This window comes from Nocardia sp. NPDC004573 (genome assembly GCF_053602135.1).
Map to the genome: position 1 here is coordinate 656,897 of NZ_JBSGDA010000001.1, position 23,904 is coordinate 680,800.

Annotated in this window: 18 protein-coding genes and 1 pseudogene; 12 read left to right on the top strand and 7 right to left on the bottom strand. The window is 69.6% G+C overall.

Annotated elements, in window-relative coordinates:
* Positions 1–78 precede the first annotated feature (78 nt).
* Both ACWEKR_RS03255 and ACWEKR_RS03260 read left to right on the top strand, forming a co-directional pair.
* Positions 79–408, top strand: a complete 330-nt coding sequence (locus tag ACWEKR_RS03255; protein ID WP_452353026.1) for a type VII secretion target — start codon at positions 79–81, stop codon at positions 406–408.
* Positions 405–2,015, top strand: coding sequence for a hypothetical protein (locus tag ACWEKR_RS03260; RefSeq protein ID WP_452353027.1), 1,611 nt, complete (start codon positions 405–407; stop codon positions 2,013–2,015). Before ACWEKR_RS03255 ends, ACWEKR_RS03260 begins: the two co-directional genes overlap by 4 nt.
* A gap of 69 nt (positions 2,016–2,084) precedes the next feature.
* Here the strand turns inward: ACWEKR_RS03260 and ACWEKR_RS03265 are convergent, their stop codons facing one another.
* Both ACWEKR_RS03265 and ypfJ read right to left on the bottom strand, forming a co-directional pair.
* Positions 2,085–2,618: a hypothetical protein gene (locus ACWEKR_RS03265; protein ID WP_452353028.1), complete on the bottom strand. Its 534-nt coding sequence runs from the start codon at positions 2,616–2,618 to the stop codon at positions 2,085–2,087.
* 117 nt (positions 2,619–2,735) lie between these two features.
* Positions 2,736–3,650 carry a KPN_02809 family neutral zinc metallopeptidase gene (gene ypfJ, locus ACWEKR_RS03270; RefSeq protein ID WP_452353029.1) on the bottom strand — a complete coding sequence of 305 codons (915 nt, stop codon included), beginning with the start codon at positions 3,648–3,650 and terminating at the stop codon, positions 2,736–2,738.
* Between the two features lie 1,136 nt (positions 3,651–4,786).
* On the opposite strand from ypfJ, the gene aspS reads away from it, so the two are divergent.
* Both aspS and ACWEKR_RS03280 read left to right on the top strand, forming a co-directional pair.
* Entirely contained in the window at positions 4,787–6,580 is a 1,794-nt protein-coding gene (gene aspS, locus ACWEKR_RS03275; RefSeq protein ID WP_195083596.1) for an aspartate--tRNA ligase, read from the top strand.
* Between the two features lie 70 nt (positions 6,581–6,650).
* A complete protein-coding gene (locus ACWEKR_RS03280) occupies positions 6,651–7,619 on the top strand; it encodes a DUF389 domain-containing protein (protein WP_452353030.1) in 969 nt (322 codons plus the stop codon).
* A gap of 9 nt (positions 7,620–7,628) precedes the next feature.
* Here ACWEKR_RS03280 and ACWEKR_RS03285 read toward each other — a convergent pair whose 3' ends face one another.
* Positions 7,629–8,600, bottom strand: coding sequence for a hypothetical protein (locus ACWEKR_RS03285; RefSeq protein ID WP_452353031.1), 972 nt, complete (start codon positions 8,598–8,600; stop codon positions 7,629–7,631).
* Between the two features lie 190 nt (positions 8,601–8,790).
* Between ACWEKR_RS03285 and ACWEKR_RS03290 the strand changes: the two genes are divergently transcribed.
* A complete protein-coding gene (locus tag ACWEKR_RS03290; RefSeq protein WP_195083594.1) occupies positions 8,791–9,960 on the top strand; it encodes a phosphotransferase family protein in 1,170 nt (389 codons plus the stop codon).
* 567 nt (positions 9,961–10,527) lie between these two features.
* Complete coding sequence (locus ACWEKR_RS03295) at positions 10,528–10,779, top strand: hypothetical protein (RefSeq protein WP_452353032.1); 252 nt, start codon at positions 10,528–10,530, stop codon at positions 10,777–10,779.
* Positions 10,780–10,791: 12 nt separating this feature from the next.
* Here ACWEKR_RS03295 and ACWEKR_RS03300 read toward each other — a convergent pair whose 3' ends face one another.
* Positions 10,792–12,447, bottom strand: a complete 1,656-nt coding sequence (locus tag ACWEKR_RS03300) for an alkaline phosphatase D family protein (RefSeq protein WP_452353033.1) — start codon at positions 12,445–12,447, stop codon at positions 10,792–10,794.
* Positions 12,448–12,586: 139 nt separating this feature from the next.
* Here ACWEKR_RS03300 and ACWEKR_RS03305 point away from each other — a divergent pair, with 139 nt between their 5' ends.
* The 6 genes from ACWEKR_RS03305 to ACWEKR_RS03330 all read left to right on the top strand — a co-directional run bounded on the left by ACWEKR_RS03305 (position 12,587) and on the right by ACWEKR_RS03330 (position 20,631).
* Positions 12,587–13,930 (top strand): replication-associated recombination protein A, encoded by a 1,344-nt coding sequence (locus tag ACWEKR_RS03305; protein ID WP_452353034.1) that lies wholly within the window; start codon positions 12,587–12,589, stop codon positions 13,928–13,930.
* 85 nt (positions 13,931–14,015) lie between these two features.
* Positions 14,016–16,685, top strand: coding sequence for an alanine--tRNA ligase (gene alaS / locus ACWEKR_RS03310; RefSeq protein ID WP_452353035.1), 2,670 nt, complete (start codon positions 14,016–14,018; stop codon positions 16,683–16,685).
* Positions 16,685–17,248, top strand: coding sequence for a Holliday junction resolvase RuvX (gene ruvX / locus ACWEKR_RS03315; RefSeq protein ID WP_452353036.1), 564 nt, complete (start codon positions 16,685–16,687; stop codon positions 17,246–17,248). Before alaS ends, ruvX begins: the two co-directional genes overlap by 1 nt.
* Entirely contained in the window at positions 17,245–18,753 is a 1,509-nt protein-coding gene (locus ACWEKR_RS03320; protein ID WP_452353037.1) for an endolytic transglycosylase MltG, read from the top strand. Before ruvX ends, ACWEKR_RS03320 begins: the two co-directional genes overlap by 4 nt.
* Positions 18,743–19,567, top strand: a complete 825-nt coding sequence (locus ACWEKR_RS03325; protein ID WP_452353038.1) for a shikimate dehydrogenase — start codon at positions 18,743–18,745, stop codon at positions 19,565–19,567. The genes ACWEKR_RS03320 and ACWEKR_RS03325 overlap by 11 nt, the downstream gene beginning before the upstream one ends.
* A 584-nt stretch (positions 19,568–20,151) precedes the next feature.
* Positions 20,152–20,631, top strand: coding sequence for a B-4DMT family transporter (locus ACWEKR_RS03330; protein WP_452353039.1), 480 nt, complete (start codon positions 20,152–20,154; stop codon positions 20,629–20,631).
* A 64-nt stretch (positions 20,632–20,695) separates the two neighbouring features.
* Here the strand turns inward: ACWEKR_RS03330 and aroB are convergent, their stop codons facing one another.
* The 3 genes and pseudogenes from aroB to aroC form a co-directional block, all read right to left on the bottom strand.
* Positions 20,696–21,817 carry a 3-dehydroquinate synthase gene (gene aroB / locus ACWEKR_RS03335; protein WP_452353040.1) on the bottom strand — a complete coding sequence of 374 codons (1,122 nt, stop codon included), beginning with the start codon at positions 21,815–21,817 and terminating at the stop codon, positions 20,696–20,698.
* A 359-nt stretch (positions 21,818–22,176) separates the two neighbouring features.
* Positions 22,177–22,695: pseudogene (locus tag ACWEKR_RS03340) on the bottom strand (shikimate kinase); the annotation flags it as partial.
* Positions 22,692–23,900 carry a chorismate synthase gene (aroC, locus tag ACWEKR_RS03345; RefSeq protein ID WP_159838239.1) on the bottom strand — a complete coding sequence of 403 codons (1,209 nt, stop codon included), beginning with the start codon at positions 23,898–23,900 and terminating at the stop codon, positions 22,692–22,694. The gene aroC and the pseudogene ACWEKR_RS03340, both read right to left, overlap by 4 nt.
* Positions 23,901–23,904: the final 4 nt, after the last annotated feature.

Below are 23,904 nucleotides of genomic sequence, written 5' to 3' on the forward strand. Positions count from 1 at the left end.
CCCTTGCCGATTCGGCAGGGAGCAAGCGGATCACAACTGCACGAGGCGGATTCGTACGACGATGTGGGGGGCAACTCGATGAGTGATCTCTCGGTAGAGACCGAAGCGGTCCGGGCGTTCGCCGCCACGAACGCCGGTATCGCCGGTGATCTCGCGGGGGCGGGCAATTTCGACGCGGTGCAGAACGTCGCCGCGCTCGTTCCGGTATTCGGCCTGATCGGGGCGGACTACTTGGCGATGTTCGCCGCGGCGCAGGTCCTGCAGGCCAAGGACATCAACGATCTGTCGGCCAAGTACGCCAAGCTATCGGACTCGGCGTTCAGCGCCGCCGCGGCCTACGACGCGGTCGACTGGTCCAACGCGGGCGCGCTCGGGTCGATCGCGGGCCGGATCGGGGGCGCGATATGAGACCGCTCGACAGCGGGGTCATCGCCCCGGAGGACCACGCCGTAGCGCACGCGGCCGAGCAGAACGTGGCCATCGGCCAGCAGTCCGTACTGGACGCTCTGCAGAACGCGCCGGCCCATGGGATGCCGGATCTCTCGTTGCCGCAGTTGCCCGAAGATCTGCCGCCCATCGAGCCGCCCGCGTTCGTGCTGTCGCGCAAGATCTCCGATGACCAGCAGACGGCTGGCGCGCTGCCCGGCGGTCTCCCCGGGCTCAACGGCACGCCGGGCGCCGAGGACGTGCCCGGCATCCCGCACGAGGTGTCCGCGCTGCTCGGCGACACGGGTACCGCGGTGAACCGGATCGCGGCGCCCGCGGTCGAGGCGGCGCTCGATCAAGCGCACGGCGTACTGAACGGAGCACTCGCCGACGCGGCGCCCGCGGTCGCCGGCACGGTGAACCAGACGGCGTCCGCGGCCGGAACGCTGCCCCCCTTGCCTGCCGACCCGGTGGCAGCGCTGATGCAGGGCGTCGCGGTGCCCGCGCTGCCCGGCGTCGACGTCCTGATGAAACCGATCCTGGATCTGCTGAGCAGCTTCGGCACCGGTGTCATCGGCGCGTTCGACCCGACCGCCATCCTGAGTCAATCCTCCAAGGTCATCGAGATGGCCATGCAGGTCGGCAAGGGCAGCATCGGCACGGTCGAGCAGTTGTGGCAGAGCCAGGCCGCGCGCAACGCCCAGGCCGCAGGCCAGCAGGCGAACGTGGAGGGGCAGCAGACCAGCCAGCGAGGCATCGACATCTCCGAACTCACCCAGCGCGCCGCCGCGGTGGTGCAGCAGGGCAACGCGCAGCTGCTGGGGATCGCGTCGTCGTTCGCCACCCAGGCGACCGCGCTGGCCCCGGTGATCCTGACCCCGCCCGCGCAGGCGACGCTGATCGCCTCGGCCACCGAACATCTCGGCCACGCCGTCAGCGTGGCCAACGCCACTCGCGGCGATCTGGCGGGCAAGACCGCCGAACTCAGCGGCATGGTGCAGCAGCTGGTGGCGCCGGGCGGCGGTCCGGCACCGCAGGAGGTCGCCCAGGCGCTGGCGGAGAACATCGGCCAACCGATCCTGGAACAGGCGCAGTCGACCGCGTCCGACACCGCGACGCAGGCGGCCGGCCTGGACTCCGCCACTCCCGGGACATCGAGCCCGACGACCACGCCGTCGTCGGTGCACAACACGCACAGCCCCAGCACCAGCCACGGCACGCCGAGCAGTCTGCTCGGTACGAGTCACGGCCGGCCCGGAAGTCCGAGCACACCCTCGGTCCCCAAAACCACCGGCCTGCCCGGCACGACGATGCCGATCCGTCCGGTGGCGGGCGTCCCTGGCGCTTCGCTCGGAACCGGCACCCCCGCCGGCACCACGCCCGCCGGATCGAGCAGCTTCATGGGTGGCCCCGCCGCGGCAGGGCAGCGCAGCAACGACGACGAACACTCGCGCACGGTGCAGCCGTACTCGAGCCCGATGGGCAACGACGACCTCACCGGCCCGCTGGGCGAGTCCACGCCGGACGTGATCGGTGCGACGCACTCGGACGAGATCATCAGTTCGGATTACGAACAGGATCAGTTCTGACGCGACGGGGAAGGCAAGCGGCCGCACCCGGCCCGAAGGAGTGGCGGTTCGGGCCGTGACCAGCGGTTGTCAGTCCCGCACGAACGAGTCGAGCAGTTTCCGGTAAAGGTCGGCGAAGCGTTTGCGGGCGGCCTGCTGCTCGGCCCCGAGCCCGTCGGTGGTCTCCGGCGAATACACCACCAGATGTACGTCGTCCACGGGCGACTGCGGCATGTAGTCGATGATCCGGCTGCTCTGGTCGGAGGCCTTGGGCACGCCGAGGTCCGCCGTGGCGAGCGCTTTGGTCTCCGCCAGCGCCGCGCTCAGTACGTCGGATGGGATATGGCCGTCGAAACGCTTCGGAGGAGTCTCGGGAGCCCGATCGGCGGCCACGGCATCGGGACTGCTGATCGCACGGCCGTCCGCGAAGATCTCCAGCTGTGGGCGCAGATCCGTGCGGGCCTGCCAGCCGTCCGGAATGGTGGTCAGGGTGAACAGCGCCAGCGGCGCGGCGATCGGCGGTAGCGCACTGGGGCGGTCCAGGGCCGGGTCCGCCGTGGCGGCGCCCGAGCCCGCCGCGACGATCAGCATCACAACCAGCAGAACGGCTTTCGTTACTCGCATCGATCCCATCTTCCGGTGCTGTCCGTGTCCGCCTGCGGCGCAGGCGAACTGCCGTAGATCATGACAGCGCGCCGGGCCCTGGCGGGACTCGGCGCGCTGTATCGATCGGATTCGGTGCTACCGCAGACCGGACGGGTTGTCCAAGTCCGGCGCCGAGTAGGTGTCGCAAGCCCTGACCTGGCCGGTCTTGTAGCCGGTGAGGAACCACTTCTGTCGCTGCGCGGACGAACCGTGTGTCCACGCCTCGGGATTCACCCGGCCCTGGGCGGCGCGCTGGATGCGGTCGTCACCGACCGCGGCGGCTGCCGAAAGCGCGTCGTCGACGTCCTTGTCCGACAGCGGTTTCAGGAACGGCTGGTCGCTGCCCGGCGCCGGTTGCTCGTCCGCGAAATGGGCCCAGATGCCTGCGTAGCAGTCGGCCTGCAATTCGGTGCGGACCGCGCCGGACTCAGGGCCGCGGGGATCGCGTTGTGCCCGGCCCAGGTCGCCGAGCTGGTTCTGGATGTGATGGCCGAATTCGTGCGCCACCACGTATTCCTGCGCGAGTGGACCACCACTGGCGCCGAAACGATTGACCAGGTCCTGGAAGAAGCTGACGTCGAAGTACGCGGTCTTGTCGGCCGGGCAGTAGAACGGGCCGACCGCGCTGGTCGCATTGCCGCAGCCGGTCGCGACCGCGCCCGAGAACGGCCGTACGGCCGGCTGCGCATACCGCTTGCCGGCCTGCTTCGGCAGTTCGGTGTTCCACACCGCGTCCAGGCTCTGCACGGTGAGCGCGACGCGGCAGTCGACGTACTTGTTGGCGGATCCGCTCTCCTTGCAGTGCTCCGGCAGGCTCCCGGTCCCCGGCTGCACCTGACCGGTCTCGGTGCCGGTGAGGTCGCCGAGCACGGAGCCCGGATCACCGCCGAGCAACAGCGCCAATACCAGCAGGATGAGACCACCCGCGCCGCCACCCAGCGCGATCTTGCCTCCCGTGCCCCCCCACGAAACTCGATCCGGGTCGATCTGCATGCCCTCGTTGAAGGTCATCGTCGTCGCTCTCTGTCCTCGGTCGCGCGGCTGGAACGGGCACTCCCTGAGACGCGTGCCCGGGAAGGCATCGTGTGCTGCTCCGGACGGGGTCGGGTCCTGACCAGCCGAGCTGACGGTCTGTCTTTCCTAGCTTGGCACGGGCAGCTGGATATGGATTTGCGCCCGGCGTACGTGTCACATTCTCGGGGAACCACCACTACCATCGCGCCCCGGCGATCTGCCGGGCCAAGCCTCCGCGTGCGGAATCCGGGTGTGGCCGACGGCGGCGGGGGTAGCGCGTCGCGGATGTCGTCGTCGGACCGCGGGTCGGGAAAACTCATCGGCGCGGGCCGGGTCGACGACGTGAACTCTTGTGCGTGCTCCGCGTGATCTGATAAAGTTCCGCGAGTATCAAGGGGGTTCTTATAGAAGATTGTCTTTCAAATTCTGTGAATTGTGGAGCACTTCTATTCCTGGGGGAATCGAGTACAGATGACTTTCAATGACAGTGTCTATGCCGAGCCTTGTCGAGTTCAGGTTGCCGGCTGGACCTGCACTCCGACGTCGATCGATGGAGAGAGGAAGGGGGAGACATGGTGCCGCCACGATACGGGCGAATGCTATGGCAGGCCGTGTTGCAGTATTCCGAAACCAATTGCCAACGCTGCTGGTTTCGCCCCCGCTCACTCCGATAACATTTCCGCGTTCGCCTTGGTGGCGATCTTGACGGTATTTCTTGTTCGTCGTTCGGTCGGGAAGATCTGGTATTCCACCGGCCTATCGGAATTGACAAGCATGCGTAGATCGGTGTGATGTGGAGACCCCGGCGCTCGAGCCGGTCACCGTGATGGCTCTCACGGATCGACCGGGTTGGGCGCGGCCACCGTCGTCGAAGCCGCAGTGCCGATCGGATGGATGCCCGTTTCGCCGGTATGCACTGCGTCTTTTCGCTATGTCGGCCCGCGCCTGAGTGCGGTCGCTGAAATCTCTCGGCTGGCGGCAGCACACGGGTTTCGTTCGGCGATGAGGCCGGACTCCGTTCTGCGCGGCATGGCATGGAAGACGGATACGGTTTCCGCCGGTGGACGTACCCTCACTACGATGGCGAACGCACCGAGTGGTCCGCCGGTGCCAGAGTCGTCGAAAGGAACCCCGTGCTGCGCACCCACTTGGCTGGTTCGCTGCGAAGCGAGCATGCCGGTCAGACCGTCACCCTCACCGGCTGGGTGGCCCGGCGGCGTGACCACGGTGGGGTGATCTTCATCGATCTGCGCGATGCGTCCGGTGTCGCCCAGGCGGTGTTCCGCGAGGGTGAGCCCGCCGAACAAGCGCACCGGCTGCGCGCGGAGTACTGCGTGCGGGTGACCGGCACCGTGGAGCCGCGGCCGAGCGGCAACGAGAACCCGGAGCTGCCGACCGGTGCCATCGAAGTGAACGTCACCGAGCTCGAGGTGCTGAACGAGAGCGCCCCGCTGCCGTTCCAGCTGGACGAGCAGCCCGGTGAGGAAGCGCGCCTGAAGCATCGCTATCTGGACCTCCGTCGCGAAGGCCCGGCGCACGCCATCCGGCTGCGGTCCAAGGTCAACGCGGCCGCGCGCGAGGTGCTCGCCCGCCACGAGTTCATCGAGGTCGAGACCCCGACACTGACGCGGTCCACACCGGAGGGCGCCCGCGACTTCCTGGTGCCCGCGCGCCTGCAGCCGGGCAGCTTCTACGCGCTGCCGCAGAGCCCGCAGCTGTTCAAGCAGCTGCTGATGGTCGGCGGCATCGAACGCTACTTCCAGATCGCGCGGTGCTATCGGGACGAGGACTTCCGCGCCGACCGCCAGCCGGAGTTCACCCAGCTCGACATCGAGATGAGCTTCGTGCGCCAGGAGGACGTGATCCTGCTGGCGGAGGAGATCCTGGTCGCGCTGTGGAAGCTGGTGGGCCACGAGATCCAGACCCCGATCCCGCACATGACGTATGCCGAGGCCATGCGCCGCTTCGGTAGCGACAAGCCGGACCTGCGTTTCGGTGTGGAGATCACCGAGTGCACCGAGTACTTCAAGGAGACCCCGTTCCGGGTGTTCCAGGCGCCCTACGTCGGCGCGGTGGTCATGCCGGGCGGCGCGAGCCAGCCTCGGCGTCAGCTCGACGCGTGGCAGGAATGGGCCAAGCAGCGCGGCGCCAAGGGGCTGGCGTACGTGCTGGTGAACGAGGACGGCACGCTGGGCGGCCCGGTCGCCAAGAACCTCAGCGACGCCGAGCGCGAGGGCCTGGCCAAGCACGTCGGGGCGGTGCCGGGTGACTGCGTGTTCTTCGCCGCGGGCGCGGCGAAGGCGCAGCGTGCGCTGCTGGGTGCGGCGCGCGTCGAAATCGCGCGCAAAGTCGGCCTCATCGACGAGGACGCCTGGTCGTTCGTGTGGATCGTGGACGCGCCGCTGTTCGAGCCCACCGTCGAGGCGACCGCGAGCGGCGATGTGGCGGTGGGCCATTCCGCCTGGACCGCGGTGCATCACGCGTTCACCTCGCCGAAGCCGGAGTCGCTGGACACTTTCGACACCGACCCGGGCTCGGCGCTGGCCTACGCCTACGACATCGTCTGCAACGGCAACGAGATCGGCGGCGGGTCGATTCGTATCCATCGCCGTGACGTGCAGGAACGCGTCTTCGAAGTGATGGGCATCACGCACGAGGAGGCGCAGGAGAAGTTCGGCTTCCTGCTGGACGCCTTCGCCTTCGGCGCGCCGCCGCACGGCGGCATCGCGTTCGGCTGGGACCGGGTCACCGCGCTGCTGGCGGGAGAGGACTCGATCCGCGAGGTCATCGCGTTCCCCAAGACCGGTGGCGGCGTCGACCCGCTGACCGACGCGCCCGCGCCGATCACCGAGCAGCAGCGCAAAGAGGCGGGGCTGGACGTCAAGCCGGAGCAGAAGAAGGGTGCGCATCCCGAGGTCGCGTCTTAGCGGGCCTGCCCGGGCGAACGGTACCTTTTCGGTCAGCCGCCTCCCTGCCAGCCGACCACGAGGAACTCCGTTGCTGCACCTGCGCGTCATCAGCCCACCGGAGAGCACCGACGCGGTGCTCGCGGTGCTCGCCGCCGATCCCGGGGTCACGCACGTGACCCTGGCGCGCGGCGCCGCACTGGAGCCCGAGGGCGATCTCGTGCAGGCGGATGTGGCTCGCGAGGCCGCCAACGACGTGCTCGACGACCTGACCGCGCTGGGCATCTGCCGGTCCGGCGGGATGACGCTCACCCCGGTCGAGACGGTTCTGTCCGCCGCGGGCGAGCGGGCGGTGCACGAGGCGCCCGGCGACCCCAGCGACGCGATCGTCTGGGAGGAATTGCTCGCGCAGACGCACGAGGAGTCGAGCCTCAACGCGACGTTTCTCGCGTTCCTCACCATCGCCTGCCTGCTCGCCGCCGTGGGCGTCGCGACCGATTCGCCGGTGACGATCGTCGGCGCGATGGTCGTCGGCCCGGAGTTCGGCCCGCTGGCCGCCTTCGCGGTGGCCCTGTCGCGCAGGAACTTCCGGCTCGCCGGCCGTTCGATGGTCGCGCTCGCGGTCGGTTTTCCGGTGGCGATGGTGGTCACGCTGCTGGCGACGCTGGTCTGGGAGCAGGTCGGCTGGATCAGCATCGATGGGGTGGGCGGAATCTCGGAGGTCGACTTCATCTATCAAGTCGGCCCGTTCTCCCTGGTCGTCGCGTTGCTGGCCGGCGCGGCGGGCATGTTGGCCTTGGTGACCGCGAAATCGGCCGCGCTGGTCGGGGTGTTCATCTCGGTCATGACCGTGCCGGCCGCCGGATTCGCCGTCGTCGCGGCGACTCTGGGGGAGTGGCGGGTGGCGTTCCTGTCCGCGGGGCAACTGGCGGTGAACATGGCGGGCATCGTGACGGCCGGGGTCATCGTGCTCGCGCTGCGGCCTCGCGCGGGCAGCGCGGCCGGTCCGGTGGGACGGTTCAAGCGCTGGATCGGCAAGCGTTCATCGATCGGGAAATGAAAGCGCAGCTCACAGTGCGGCGACCGGGCCGCCGGTGAGCGCGCGGTAGGCGTAGGTCACCGCGATGACCGCGACCGGGCCCGCAATCAGCAGACCGAGACCGCACAGCAGCAGGCCCAGGAAGGTGACCACCAGCACGGCCAGCGCGAGCAGCAGAACCTGCCAGGCATTGGCGACCACCAGCATGAAGCTGGACTTCAGCGCTTCGAACGGACCTTGGTCCTGGTCGACGACGAAATGCAGCGAGAACATGCACAGCCATCCGGCGATCAGTCCGGGAAGCAAGCAGATCGCCGAGCCGAGGAAGGTCAGCGTGAACGCCAGCAGTGCGGTGAGCAGCACATTGCCCGCGTTCAGGAACCGGAAGTAGGCGCCGAAAGGCGGTGGGGTGCCGTCGGTTTCGAATAGTGCTCCGCGCACCATCGCCGCTTGCAGCAGCCATATCCCGGCCATGACCGCCAGAAAGACCAGCAGCAGCGGAAGCATCGTCGTGGGGTCGATGAGCCGGACCACGAGCAGGGAAGCCAGGTATATGACCAGTCCCAGTGCGGTCACCCCGACCCACGGACCGGGATTGGCCCGGAACTTCGCCCAGCCGTAGCTGAGCGCCTGTCCCACATCCAATGTGGTCGGACCCGTTGGGACCTGCTGGTAGCCGTAGACCGGCTCCTGCCCGGGCGCGGAGCCGGACGGCGCCCAGCCCGGCCCGGTGCCCGGCGGGCCGTAGCTCGGGTGCGCCATGCCCACGGGCGGGGGCGGCTGCAGCGGTTCGCTGCCGTGGCGGGCCGCGCCGGGACCTTCGAACTGCGGGTATGCTGACGAACCGGCCATCTCGTGGCGGACCTGACCGCTCCCGGGGGCCGCAGCTTGCGGATTCGGGTTCTCGTACTGCCCCGGCCGCTCCGCGTGACGTTCGTCGTCGTGCGGGGAGGACGCGCCGCCGGCTGATTGTCTGGGTGCGGGAGGCGGAGTTTCGGTCATGCGTGGACCTTTCCACTCAACTGGTTTGCGGTGTGACGCACGGCAGTTGACGATGAGACAACTCGACGGCCGCACCGGTGTCAAGCGACCGGCGGCGGCCGTGCGGCCGTGCCGGAGACACGCCGAGCGACGCGGAAAGGTTGTGTAACCGCTCGCTAGAAGTGACCCCATGCGAGTACTTTGAGAGGCGATGACCGCACTATTGGCCGAACGCGCCGCCGAAGTCGTGTCCGCAGCGCAACAGTTGCTCACAAAGCGAATGGGTGCTCCGGTAAAGCTGAGCGATCCGATCGAACTCAGTGGTAGTGGTAGGACGACGGTCCTACGTGTGCGGGTTGCGGAGAACGCTTTCTCGTTACCGCGAACCCTGATCGTCAAGCAGGTCCGTGGCGCCGCCCAGGATCGCCGGACCGGTGGTCTGGCCCCCGGGGTGGCCAGCATAGATTCCGCATTCCTCCGCGAGACGGTCTCCTATCAGTTCACCACCGCGCTGAGCCGGGAACAGCGCCCGGGCGCGTACCTGATCGCGCACAGCCTCCCCGACCGGCTGCTGATTCTCAGTGACCTAGGGGAGAACTCGCTGCTCACCGCCGTTCTCCAGTCCGGCGCCGAACCCGCCACCCGTAACGCCCTGATGGCGTTCGCTCAAGCGCTGGGCCGGATGCACGCCGCCACCGTCGGGCGCGAGGCGGACTTCGTCGCGTTGCTGCGCCGAGTCGACGTGGTGCACCGGGTGGACGGCATCGCCCAGCAGGCCGAGACGGCGATCGCCGAAGTGCCCGGACTGCTCCAGCGAGAACTGGGCATCGAGGTGCCCGGGGAGATCGCCGAGCGGATCGTGCGCGGAAACCGGCTGTACTCCGCGGGGCGCTTCCGGGCGTTCAGCCCGTCGGACCTGTGCCCGGACAATGTAATCTTGAACGAGGAGGGCGCCCGCTTCCTCGACTACGAGTGGGGCGGATTCCGCGACGCCACCCTGGACATCGCCTACGCGTTGGTGTCCTTCCCCGGCTGCCTGTGCGACCTCGAGCTCTCGCGAGAGCGCGCCAGGCAGATGGTGGAGGCGTGGCGCGCCGAGGTCGTGGGTGTGTGGCCTGCGCTGGCCGACGACGACCAGCTGGCCGAACGCATCCTGGAAGCCCGGCTGATCTGGGTCTGGCTGTCCACTTACTGGTTCCTGCCCGCCGACCACACGCGCATCGCGGCCGCCCGGGAACACGGACTGTCGGTGCCGCGCTCGGCGGCGCTGATCAACCGCTGGGCCGCCCTCGCCGAGGACGCGCGGTGCACCGGGGACGACATCGTGGGTGATTTCGCCGAGGACGTATCGGCGCGGCTGGAAGAGCGCTGGTCGGAGTAGGTCTCCGCGTCGGCGGAACCGGGCGTAGGCCGTGCCGGACCGTCGGCGCGCCGTTGCCCAGGCGGGGGTTGGCCGAGGCCCTCGCGGACCGAACCGGCGTGAATGTCGGCGTCGGCCCCGTTGTCGTCGATGGCTCTGTGCCGGGCAGTGCGGCGGTTGCACATGTCGGTGGGCTCCGCCAGCCCACGTCGCGGGCAGGCAGCCGAAGAGCTGCCTTCGCCGATGCCATCGCCGCCCTCCAGCTGGGTACGGCTGGGTGGTGGCCACGTCATGCGGATCTGATGGACGCGGTGCCGGGGCGCCTGCTGCCATCCGTCTGCCGCAAGGCGGCGGGGCGGGTCGACGAGCAGTTCCGTTCGGCAACACGACCGCGCCGAGGCGATTCGGTGTCGGTAGCCGGTCGACGCCGCCGGAACGGATCCCCACTGGACAGCCAGGGCGTTGCTCGTCTCCGACGGCCGCCGTGCCGGACGCATACGGATGCGAATCGGCTTGCAGCCCCGGCACAATGGGAGATTCGGAGTGCTCCGCCTCAGGGGCACGAGCACGGGGAAGAGGGGGTGCCGGGTGGGTCACCTACTGCTCGTATTGCTAGCGCTGGTTCTCGTCGCCGCGCCGCTCGGCGTCGGGATCCTCCGAAGGACCAGAAGCCCTGGCCGGACCGGCGGCGATGCGACGACGCGTGCCCGCGCGGCGGGGGCGCAGCTCAGCAAAGACGCGCGCGCCTACCGGTGGCGCTACCGGCCGTACGGCAAGTCGAACAACGACAGCGGCGGCGGCGCGGGGTGCGCGGGCGGCGGGTGCGCGGGCGGGGAGTGATCGCCGCGGCGCTCAGCCGAGCGGGGTCTGGCGCGGCTCGATCCGGCCCCCGGAGCGGACGGCGAACGACGCGCCGTGCCGTACACCCGAATCGGGGTCCGCGACGTCGAGCACGTAGTACCAGTCCATCTGCGCTTGGTCGGCGGTGATCTCCAGAACGCCATAACCGTGCGCGTCCAACTCCACATAGCGCAGATGCCGGTTGACCGTCTTGATCGATTCCGCGACGGGCGCGGAGTTCGCCTGCAGCATGTCGCCGATGCTGGTCGAGGTCACCGACGGCACGACGAACTCGGCGCCCGCCGTCGTGCCGCCCGGGTAGTTCGCCGCGTCCAGAGGCAGATCGGCGGCCCATGAGGAGTGGATATCCCCCGTCAGGAACAGCACGTCGGAAACCTGCTGGTCGACGATGGCGCGGAACAGGCGGGTGCGGTCGGCGGTGTAGCCGTCCCACTGGTCGCCGTTCAGCGATAGGCCGGACTGCGGGACGCCGACGATGCTGGTGATCGCCGCGGTGGTGGCCGGTTCCAGCGGAGGGAAGACCAGCGGGGCGATCATGACCGAGTTGCCGACCAGTTTCCACCGCACCGGCGCGGACGCCAAGCCGGCGGTCAGCCATTCCATCTGCGCCTTACCGGTGATGGTGCGTGCCGGGTCGTCCGCCGCCCGCCAGTCCGCTCCCGGCTTCGCCTCTCGGTCGCGGTAACTGCGCAGATCCAGCATGGCGAGTTCGGCCAGGGTGCCGAAGCGCAGCCTGCGGTAGATCCGCACGTCGGCCCCGGAACCGGACGCGCGGACCGGCATCCATTCCAGGTAGGCGCGTGCGGAGGCGGCGCGCCGGTCCGCCCAGTCGCCCTCCGTCGCCGGATCGTGGTTGTGCGCGCCGCCGGACCAGGAGTTGTCCGCGGATTCGTGGTCGTCCCAGGTGCAGATGAACGGCAACTCGGCGTGCAGCCCGAGCAGATCCGGGTCGGTCTTGTACTGCGCGTGCCGGATGCGGTAGTCGGCCAGATCGACGATCTCGTTGGCCGGTTCGTGCGGACGCACGGTGCCGTTGCGGCCGCCGTACTTGCCGCGGCCGTATTCGTAGAGGTAATCACCCAGGTGCACGATGGCGTCCAGGTCGGTGCGGGCGGCCAGGTGACGGTAGGCGCCGAAGTAGCCCGCCTCCCAGTTCGAGCACGAGACCACGCCGAATCGGAGGCGGTCGGGTGCGTCCTGCGCAGCGGGGGCGGTCCTGGTGCGCCCGATGGGAGAGGTTTGGCCGAGGGCGTTGAAGCGATAGAAGTACTGCACACCGGGCGCGAGGCCGGAGACGTCGACCTTGACGGTGTGATCGGAGTCCGCCGTGGCCGTCACCGCGCCGGACGCGGCGATCGAGACGAACCTCTCGTCCGCGGCGATCTCCCATCGCACGGTCACGGGGTCGCCCAGGCCTGACCCGGGCGCCGCCTCGTCGGAGACGGTGACGCGCGTCCAGAGGATCACGCCGTCGGGGAGCGGGTCGCCCGAGGCTACGCCGTGCCGGAAAACCGGTGTCGCGGCGGCCGCGCGGCCGGGGGCGAGCACCGCGGTGGCGGTGGCGGCGGCCGCGGTGCCCTTCAGGAGGGTGCGCCGAGCGAGGCGCGCAGCGATCGAGGGATCTGAAACGAACTCGTTTTCAGGCACGGGTACCGATCACATCCGAAGGATGTGCGACACGCAACTCGGCTCGGTTCCGCGCAGGTCAGGACCGCGCCGTCGCGGCGGAAAGCGGGCGGGGGAACGGCATGTCGTGCTGTCGGTGCGGATCGGTAACGTTCGTGTCGTGAGCGATGGCTTGTTCGACGTGCCCGGTGCCGCGGTGCCCGCGGAGCATTCGATCGACGCCGTGGTGCGCCGGGACGCGGGGGCGCCGCTGGCGGTGCGCATGCGTCCGGCCGGCCTGGAGGAAGTGGTCGGCCAGCAGCACCTGCTCGGGCCCGGCTCGCCGCTGCGCAGGCTGATCGAGGGTTCGGGCGCCGCCTCGGTGCTGCTGTACGGGCCACCCGGTACGGGCAAGACCACCCTCGCCTCGCTCATCTCGCAGGCCACCGGCCGCCGGTTCGAAGCGCTGTCGGCGCTGTCGGCGGGTGTCAAGGAGGTCCGCGCGGTCATCGACATGGCGCGGCGCAGGTTGTCGGCGGGCGAGCAGACCGTGCTGTTCATCGACGAGGTGCACCGCTTCTCCAAAACCCAGCAGGATGCCCTGCTGGCCGCGGTGGAGAACCGTATCGTCCTGCTCGTCGGCGCGACCACGGAGAACCCGTCGTTCTCCGTGGTGTCGCCGTTGTTGTCGCGCTCGCTGGTGCTGCAACTGCGGTCGTTGACCGAGGCCGACATCCGCCGAGTGCTCGAGCGCGCGATCGACGACCCGCGTGGTCTCGGTGGCGAGTACACCGTCACCGACGCCGCGCTCGAGCACATCATCCGGATCGCGGGCGGCGACGCCCGCCGCGCGCTGACGGCGCTGGAAGCGTCGGCGGAATCCTCGCTCGACGGCACCGTCGACGTGAACCTGGTCGAGGCCAGTGTGGACAAGGCCGCGGTGCGCTACGACCGCGCGGGCGACCAGCACTACGACGTGATCAGCGCGTTCATCAAGTCCATCCGCGGTTCGGATGTCGACGCCGCGCTGCACTACCTCGCGCGCATGCTCAGCGCGGGCGAAGACCCTCGCTTCATCGCCCGCAGGCTGATGATCCACGCGAGCGAGGACATCGGGATGGCCGACCCGATGGCGTTGCAGACCGCGACCGCCGCCGCGCAGGTGGTGCAGCTGGTCGGCCTGCCCGAAGGCCGCCTCGCGCTCGCCCAGGCCACGATCCATCTGGCGACCGCCCCGAAGTCCGGCGCGGTCGTCGCCGCGATCGGAGCCGCCATGGCCGACGTCGCCGCGGGCAAGGCGGGCCCGGTTCCGCCGCATCTGCGCGACGGCCACTACCCGGGCGCGGCGGCGCTCGGCCACGCTCAGGGCTACCGGTACCCGCACGACGACAAAGACGGCGTCCTCCCGCAGCAGTATCCGCCCGACGAATTGGTCGGCGTCGACTACTACCAGCCCACCGATCACGGACACGAACGCGAGATCGGCCCTCGGGTCGACAAGCTGCGCCGCATCGTCCGAGGCTGACCCACCCACGACCGGGTCGCCGGGAGGCGCCGGGGCCCCTGGTCGATGAATATTCGCGTGCGCGGCACCGGTAGGCTGGGTATTCGTGCAGACCCACGAGATTCGACGGCGTTTCCTGGACCATTTCCTCCGTGCCGGCCATACCGAGGTGCCGAGTGCCTCGCTGATCCTGGCCGACCCGAACCTGCTGTTCGTCAACGCAGGCATGGTCCAGTTCAAGCCGTACTTCCTGGGTCAGGAGGCGCCGCCGTACCCGCGGGCGACCAGCGTGCAGAAATGCGTGCGGACCGGCGACATCGAAGAGGTCGGCGTCACCACGCGGCACAACACGTTCTTCCAGATGGCCGGGAATTTCTCCTTCGGCGACTACTTCAAGGAAGGGGCGATCGGCCTCGCCTGGGAGCTGATCTCCAAGCCGCAGGACGAGGGCGGTTACGGGTTCGACCCCGAGCGGATCTGGGTGACCGTGTATCAGGACGACCCCGAGGCCGCCGAGATCTGGAAACGGGTCGCGGGCATCCCGGAGGAGCGCATCCAGTTCCGCGACGGCAAGGACAACTACTGGGACATGGGTGTGCCCGGTCCCGGTGGACCTTGCTCGGAGATCTATTACGACCGCGGCCCCGAATACGGCCGTGACGGCGGTCCGGTCGCCGACGAGGACCGTTACCTCGAGATCTGGAATCTCGTCTTCATGCAGGACGTCCGCGGTGAGCTGAGCCCGAAGCAGGGGCATCCGCCGGTCGGGTCGCTGCCGAAGAAGAACATCGACACCGGTATGGGCGTCGAGCGGATCGCGTTGCTGCTCCAGGGCGTGGACAACGTCTACGAGACCGACCTGCTGCGCCCGATCATCGACAAGGCCGAGGAGCTGACCGGGCGTTCCTACGGCGTCCAGCACGAGGACGACGTACGCTTCCGCGTCATCGCCGACCACGCCCGCACCGCCGCCATGCTGATCGCCGACGGCGTGAACCCGGGCAACGACGGCCGCGGGTATGTGTTGCGGCGCCTGCTGCGCCGCATCGTGCGCTCGGCTCGCTTGCTCGGCGCCGAGAAGCCGGTGATGAGCGAGTTCGTCAAAGTCGTCAGCGACCTGATGGCCCCGTCCTACCCCGAGCTGGCGAGCGATTTCCGCCGCATCGAGACCGTGGCGGTCGGTGAGGAGACCGCGTTCCTGAAGACGCTGAACACCGGCTCCACCCTGTTCGACAACACCGCCGCCGCGGTCAAGGCCGAGGGCGGCACCACGATCGCCGGGTCGGACGCGTTCACCCTGCACGACACCTACGGCTTCCCGATCGATCTGACCCTGGAGATGGCCGCCGAGGCGGGGCTGTCGGTCGACGAGGACGGCTTCCGTTCGCTCATGGCCGAGCAGCGCAAGCGCGCCAAGGAGGACGCGCAGGCGCGCAAGCATGCGCATGCCGACCTGACCATCTACAAGGAACTGGTCGACCGCGGCGCCACCGAGTTCACCGGCTTCGACGAGCTCACGTCCGAGGCCACCGTGCTCGCCCTGATCGCCGACGGCGTGCGGGTGCCGACCGCGACGGTGGGCCAGGACGTCGAAGTCATCCTGGATCGCAGTCCGCTCTACGCGGAGTCCGGCGGCCAGATCGCCGACCGCGGTTCCATCACCGCCTCCTCGGGGCTGAAGCTGCGCGTGAACGACGTGCAGAAGATCGCCAAGAAGCTCTGGGTGCACAAGACCACGGTGGAACACGGCCAGGTCACCGAAGGCGACATCGTGCTCGCCCAGGCCGACCCGGCGTGGCGGCGTGGCGCCACGCAGGGCCATTCCGGCACGCACATGGTGCACGCCGCCCTGCGGCAGGTGCTCGGTCCGAACGCCGTGCAGGCCGGTTCGCTGAACAAGCCTGGCTACCTGCGCTTCGACTTCAACTGGCAGGGTCAGTTGTCCGAGCAGCAGAAGACCGACATCGAAGCCGTGTCCAACGACGCGGTCGGCGCCGACTTCCCGGTGAACACCTTCGTCACGGATCTGCCGAAAGCCAAGCAGATGGGCGCTCTGGCCCTGTTCGGCGAGAACTACGGCAACGAGGTCCGCGTGGTGGAGATCGGCGGCCCGTTCTCGATGGAGCTGTGCGGTGGCACGCACGTGCAGCATTCCTCGCAGATCGGCCCGATCACGGTGCTCGGCGAGTCGTCCGTCGGCTCCGGCGTGCGGCGCGTGGAGGCGTTCGTCGGCCTGGACTCCTACAAGTACCTGGCCAAGGAGCGCGCGCTGCTGGCCGGTGTCGCCTCCGCGCTGAAGGTTCCCTCCGAAGAGGTGCCGGGTCGCGTCGAGCAGCTGGTGGAGCGGCTCAAGGTGGCCGAGAAAGAGCTCGAACGGACCAAGATGGCCGCCGTGCTGTCCTCGGCGGGCAGATTCGTCGAGGAGGCCGAGCGGATCGGCCGCCTGCTGCTGGTCGCGGTGGCCGCGCCGGAAGGCGTCCAAGCGGGTGATCTGCGGACCCTCGCCACCGACATCCGCGGCCGGTTCGGCAGTGAGCCCGCCGTCGTCGTGCTGCTCGGCAATGCCGACGGCAAGGTGCCGTTCGTGGTGGCGGTGAACAAGCCCGCCCAGGAGCTCGGCGTGAAGGCGGGCGATCTGGTCGGCAGCTTCGGCCCGAGCATCGCGGGCCGTGGTGGCGGTAAACCGGAGATGGCCCAGGGCGCGGGTTCGGACCCGTCCGGCATTCCGGCGGGCCTGGCCGCGGTCCGCGCGCGGGTGGCCGAACTGGCCGGGTGATGGGCGACCCCGCGGAATCCGAGAGGTCGGCGCAGTGCGGCGCCGACCGGCCGCACCCCGCCACCGATCCCGGTCGGGGTAGGCGGATCGGAGTAGACGTCGGCAGTGTCCGGATCGGGGTCGCCGCGAGCGACCCCGACGGTGTTCTCGCCACCCCGGTGGAGACGGTGCCGCGCGCGAAACAGTCGCGACGCTCGGCTCCCGCACCCGATATCGAAAGAATTGCCGAAATTGTGCGGGAGTACGAGGCAGTCGAGGTAATCGTCGGATTACCGCGAACATTACGCGGGGAGAAGGGCACTGCGGCTACGCTGGCCAGCGCATTCGCTGAGCGATTGCGGGCTGCCGTCGCGCCGGTACCGGTCCGGCTTTCCGACGAACGTTTGACTACGGTGTCAGCTGCACGTGCATTGCGGGACAGTGGAGTTCGCGCGCGTGGCCAGCGGCAGGTGATCGATCAGGCGGCGGCCGTGTCGATCCTGCAAGGATGGTTGGACGAACGGAGTGCGGTGTTGAGGTCGGTGGAAGCGGGACGTCCTGCGTCGTCCGGGGACGATGCATGACGGATCGGTGGGCGCGGGCCGAGGAACTGTTCCGACAGCGCGAAGCTGATCGGCGTTATCGGAGAGACGACCGGGCCTGGGGCGAGTACGAGGGCGACGAGTACGACCGGTACGACGACTACGACGACGACACGACCGTCATCCCCCGCTACGTCGACGACGACGAGGAGGAGCCCGCGCCGCCGCCACCGGCCCCTCGGCGCGGTGGACAGCGCGCGAGGACCACGCAGGCGGAGGCGCCGCGTCGCTCGAAGGGTGAGCGGTCCAAGCGCGCCCGGCCCGAGCGTTCCGGCCGATCGCAGCGCGGCAAGCGATCCCGGGTCGCCTCGCGCAAAGCCGCAGAGCGCAAGAAGCGCCGCCGGAACTTGTGGTTCGTCGCCGGGGTCTTCGTTCTGCTCTTCACCGGCGCTGTGGTCTTCGCGGGGATGAAGCTGATCGGCGGTCTTGCTCCGCCGAAGGACTACGCGGGGCCGGGCGGGCCGCTCGTGGTGGTCCAGGTGCATCCGGGCGACACCTCGCAGCAGATCGCCTCGACGATGGTCGACCGCGGTGTGGTCGCGAGCACCGGCGCGTTCTTCCAAGCGGCCGTGCGCAACTCGAACATGAGCACGGTGCAGCCGGGCTTCTACGCGATTCCCAGCCAGAGCCCTGCCGCCGAGGCGGTGTCGGCGCTGGTGAGCAAATCTTCGCGGGTCGGCAACCTGGTCGTCTCCGAGGGACGGCTGCTGCACGACCAGCACGACATGAGCACCGGCGGGCGCTATGACGGCATCTACCGCAAGATCGCGGAGGCCAGTTGCATCGGCACCGGCGCCAACCAGAGGTGCGTGACCTACGAACAGCTCGATGCCGCGGGCGCGAGCCTGGACCTCGCGGCGCTCGGGGTGCCCGCGTGGGCGGTGCAGGGTGTCAAGGACTGCCCCGACCGGACGAGGCAGCTGGAAGGCCTGATCGCGGCGGGAACGTGGGATTTCGATCCGAGCGGCACGCCCGAGCAGATTCTGCGGCAGTTGGTGAGCGCGAGCGCGCAGAGCTACGAGTCCACCGGACTGCTGCAGTCCGGCGCCGACACGAAGCTGACGCCGTATCAGACGCTGGTGGCCGCCTCGCTGGTGGAGCGCGAGGCGAAGCCTCAGGACATGGGCAAGGTGGCGCGGGTGATCGTGAACCGGCTGCGGGCCGACCAGATGCTGCAGTTCGACTCGACGGTGAACTACACGCTGGATCGCACCGAGGTGGCGACCACCGACGCCGACCGCGCCCAGGAGACCGCCTGGAACACCTACGCGATGCGCGGCCTGCCCAAGACCCCGATCGCCGCGCCGTCGTTGAACGCGTTGCGTGCCATGGAGAATCCGGAGGCGGGGCCGTGGTTGTACTTCGTCACCGTCGACAAGCAGGGCACCACTCTGTTCACCGACGACTACCAGGAGCATCTGCGCCTGATCGCGCGGGCGCAGCGCAGCGGCATCCTCGACAGTTCCAAGGACAGTGGTGGCCGATAGTCGCAAGGCGGCGGTGCTCGGCAAGCCGATCGCGCATTCGCGATCGCCGCAGCTGCACCTGGCCGCGTATCGCGCGCTCGGGCTGAACTGGAGCTACGAGCGGATCGAATGCTCGGCCGAGCAATTGCCCGGATTGGTCGACGGCCTCGGACCCGAGTGGGTCGGACTCTCGGTGACCATGCCGGGCAAGGAAGCGGCACTGGCCTACGCGGACGAGCGCACCGACCGGGCCGTGCTGGTCGGATCGGCCAACACCCTGGTTCGCACCGACGCGGGCTGGCTGGCCGACTGCACCGACGTGGACGGTGTGTTCGGCGCACTGCGCGGCGGCGGTGTCACCGACGTGACCCAGGGCGTGGTGCTGGGTGCGGGCGGCACCGCGCGGCCTGCGCTGCTGGCGTTGTCGGAGCTGGGCGCGAAGTCGGTGACCGTGGTCGCGCGCGACGCCGGACGGGCGCGCGGCGCACTGGAACTGGCCGAGCGGCTGGGGATGGTCGCGTCCCTGGCCGGATTCGACGCCGGGACGCTGCGTGCGGTCTGTGCCGCGGCAGGCGCCGTGGTGAGCACGATCCCCGCTACGGCGGCCGCCGTCGTCGCGCCCGCGGTTGCCGAGGCCCCCGTGGTGCTCGACGCGATCTACAACCCATGGCCGACTCCGCTGGCCGAGGCGGTGGCGCGGGCCGGGCACACGGTGGTCAGCGGTCTGCAGATGCTGTTGAACCAGGCATACGGGCAGGTCGAGCTGTTCACCGGGCAGCAGGCGCCGCGTGCGGAGATGGCGGCTGCGCTGGCGGACCCGCGAACGGGAGACTGATACCGGTCCCGCCCGCGGTAGCCGAGCTCTTTCCTGCCGCAGGCGCCGGACCACGTTGCGGTGCAGGGTAATCGGGATCACCGCCGCGCCGGCCATCGTCGCGTCAGCGTTCGTACTCGGCGGACAGCCGGTGCCCGAGGCGGACGGATGCGCATCGAAGCAGCCGACCTGGGAGTTCGAATGTCTGGTTTCGGCGTCGAACGTCTCGTACGGAAGCTGTAAGAATGACGCGCCGCTGTGTGGAGCGATCGGACGCAGTGCGCCCAGCGAACCGACGGTAGCGGTAGATACGACCTCTGGGTTCCGCACAACGGAGACGTCCATGCCGGCCCTATGGCACCTGCCGGTGGGCGGCACGTCTCGACGTCACTCGACCGGCAGCGCACGCCCATTCACGGCGGTCATGCAGCGACCAGCTCTGCGTGCCCGCGAACGTGCGGGATGGCAACCGTACGAGTGCGGCACAGGCCACCGATAGGGCTCGGTCGGACCGCACCCCGCCTTCGCGCGAAGCGAGACCGAGCATGGGCCGCGAACACGCGGAGCCGTAGGCGCTGTCCGAAAACACAGCTATGGTGTTTCGCATGAATGCTTGGTTGTTGCGGGCTGTCGTCCTCGGTGCGCTGGTGGTGGCGTTGCGCGCCGGGCTCGGGTTCGCGATGGTGTACTGGCCGACACACGGGGCGCTGATGCGCATCCTGTGCCTGGTCGTGCTGGTCGCGGCCATCGTGTCCTGGGGTGTGCTCGACGGTCGCCGCGACCGTATCGCCAGCGGAGACGCGGAGCGAGGCGCCGATCTGACCATGATGTGGTTGAAGGCCGCCGTCGTGGGCGGCGTGGGCAGCGGTCTGGTGGCCTGGGTCCTGGACTTCGTGCCCGGGTTCGACCTCGGTGACAACGGCCTGCTCTTCGAAGTGACGGCGGGCGCGGCGTTCATCATCCTGCTGATCTTCGTGCCCGCGCTGATCGGCGTCGGCGTCGGCCGGATGTCGGCCGAGCGGCAGAACGGCAAGGGGCGCTCCACCCCGCCGTCGACGTTTTCCGCCGCGGGAAGCGCGATCTGATTCGACGTACGAACGGCGCGCCCGATACGGGGAGCGCCGTTGTCCTATCCGGTGGCCGTGCGGGTTACAGCAGAACTGCACCGCCGCTCGGGCTTTCCTCCCTGGCGATCGCCGAGTAGGCGGCGGCCAGCAACGTCGGATCGGGTCCCTCCAGGCGTCCGGGCTTGGCCAGGCCGTCGAGCACGACGAAGCGCAGCACGCCGGAGCGGGTCTTCTTGTCCGTCTGCATGGCGTCCAGCAGCTGGGGCAGCGCGTCGGCGTCGTAGCTGGTCGGCAATCCGACGGCGGACAGGATCGCGCGGTGACGGTCGGCGGTGGCATCGTCCAGACGGCCTGCGAGCCGACCGAGTTCGGCGGCGAACACCAGGCCGACGGAGACCGCCGCGCCGTGGCGCCACCGGTAGCGCTCCCGCCGCTCGATCGCGTGCCCGAGGGTGTGACCGTAATTCAGGATCTCGCGGAGGCTGGACTCCTTCAGATCGGCGGCCACGACGTCGGCTTTCACCTGGATCGCGCGGCGGATCAGCTCCGGCAGCACTTCGCCGGCCGGGTCGAGGGCGGCCTCCGGGTCGCGCTCCACCAAATCGAGGATCACCGGGTCGGCGATGAAACCGGCCTTGATGATCTCGGCCATGCCCGCGACGATCTCGTTGCGTGGCACGGTTTCGAGCGTGGCCAGGTCGACCAGCACGGCGGCGGGTTCGTGGAAGCAGCCGACCAGGTTCTTGCCTGCCTCGGTATTGATGCCGGTCTTGCCGCCGACCGCCGCGTCGACCATCGCCAGCAGCGTGGTGGGCACGTGCACGATGCGCACGCCGCGCATCCAGGTGGCGGCGACGAAGCCGGCGAGGTCGGTGGCCGCGCCGCCGCCCAGGCTGACCACGACGTCGTTGCGGGTCAGGCCGATGCGCCCGAGCACCTCCCAGCAGAACCCGGCGACGGCGAGGTCTTTGCCCGCCTCGGCGTCCGGAATCTCCACGCGGTGGGCGTCGACGCCGGTGTCGGCCAGCGCTTTCCGCACCACCTCGGCGGTCTCGGCCAGCGGCGGCTGATGGAAGATGGCCACCGTGCGCACGCCCTTGGCCGCGCCGTTGACCGACTCGACGAGTTCGCCGAGCAACCCGCGGCCGATGATCACCGGGTACGGGTCGGCGGTCCGGACTTCGAGACGACTCGGCTCTGTCACGTGGCTTGCTCCGATTCTGTTGATGCTGTGGTCGACTGCTGCCGTGTCCGCGAGCGGGCACGACGTGCGCGGGCGCGCCGGGAACGGCTGCTCGTCGCCGCCTCACCGCCGTTCGCCCCGCTCGCGGCGTCGGGTTCGCTCGTGATGCTTCTGCGGGTGCGACGGGACCGGACGGTGGCGGTCACCGCCGATTCGGCACCGGTGCCGGTGTCGGTGGTCTCGCCTTCATCCGCGGCCTTGCGCCGGGCCGCGGCTCTGGCCCTGGCGCGGCGCCGGGCCCGGGATCGGCTGCTGCCCTGCGGGATTCCGCTCGGCGGTGGCCGCAGATCCGGCTCCGGGGGCTCGACCGGCTCCATCCCGAGTTTGGTCATGATCATCCGCACCACCCGGCCCGGGCTGCGGCCGTCGGTGCGCACCCGGACGGTCGCCACTTCCCGGTACAGCGGCCTGCGCGTGCGCATCAACTCCCGGTACTTCGCGCCGGGGTCGGCGCCGTTGAGCAGGGGCCGCTGGCTGCTCGCGCCGGTGCGACGGAGGCCCTCGGCGACGCTGATCTCCAGGTAGACCACGGTGCGGCCGTGCAGGAGGGCCCTGGTGTTCGCGGACAGCACGGCGCCGCCGCCGAGCGAGACCACGCCGCGCTCGGCGAGGACGGCGCGGCGCACCACTCGCTCTTCGATCCGGCGGAATTCGGGCTCACCGTCTTCGGCGAAGATCTCCGGGATCGTGCGGCCGGTCTCGCGCTCGATGCCGGCATCGGTGTCGTACAGCTCGACGCCGAGTTCCCTGGCGAGCTTGCGGCCGATCGTCGACTTCCCCGCTCCCGGCGGTCCGACCAGCACCACGCGCGGGGCGCGCGGATCGGTCTGCACAATCATTGCGACCGACTGTCCGCGGACACGTGGGGGCGAGTGCTGATGCGCTTGATGTAGCTGGTGATGTTCTCGGCCGTCTCGGTGAGCGAGTCGCCGCCGAACTTCTCGAGCGCGGCTTGCGCGACGACCAGCGCCACCATGGATTCGGCGACCACGCCTGCGGCGGGCACGGCGCAGACGTCCGAGCGCTGGTGGATGGCGACGGCCTCGTCGCCCGTGGTCATGTCCACGGTGGACAGCGCGCGCGGCACGGTGGAGATCGGCTTCATGGCGGCGCGCACGCGCAGCGCCTCGCCGTTGGTCATGCCGCCCTCCAAGCCGCCCGCGCGGTTGGTGGAGCGCAGTACGCCGTCGGGGCCGGGTCGCATCTCGTCGTGCGCCTCGCTGCCGCGGCGGCGCGCGGTCTCGAACCCGTCGCCGACCTCGACGCCCTTGATGGCCTGGATGCCCATGAGCGCGGCCGCGAGACGGGCGTCGAGCCGGTTCTCCCCGCTGGTGAACGAGCCGAGGCCGACCGGAAGTCCCTCCACGACCACCTCGACCACGCCACCGAGGGTGTCGCCGTCCTTCTTGGCCGCCTCGATCTCGGCGATCATCGCGGCTTCGGCGTCCTTGTCGAACGCCCGCACCGGGCTGGCGTCGACCGCGGCGAGGTCGGCGGCGGTGGGCACGATGCCGGAGGTGTTCTGCGCCGCGCCGATGGACACGACATGCGAGACGACCTCGGCGCCGAACGCCTGGCGCAGGAAGTTACGCGCGACGGTGCCCGCCGCGACGCGCGCCGCGGTCTCCCTTGCGCTGGCGCGCTCGAGCACGTTGCGGGCGTCGTCGAAGTTGTACTTGAGCATGCCGGAGTAGTCGGCGTGCCCGGGCCGGGGCCGGGTCAGCGGTGCGTTGCGGGCCAGGTCGGCGAGTTCGGCCGGATCGACCGGATCGGCGGACATCACCGTGGTCCATTTCGGCCATTCGGAGTTGGCCACCTCGATCGCCACCGGGCCGCCCATGGTGCGCCCGTGCCGCACACCGCCGACGACGGTGACCTTGTCGGCCTCGAACTTCATCCGCGCGCCGCGGCCATAGCCGAGCCTGCGGCGCGCCAGCTGCGTGGAGATCTCGTCGGACGTCACCTCGACGCCTGCCACCATCCCCTCGAGGATGGCGACGAGAGCGGGACCATGGGATTCTCCGGCAGTTATCCAACGCAGCACATCG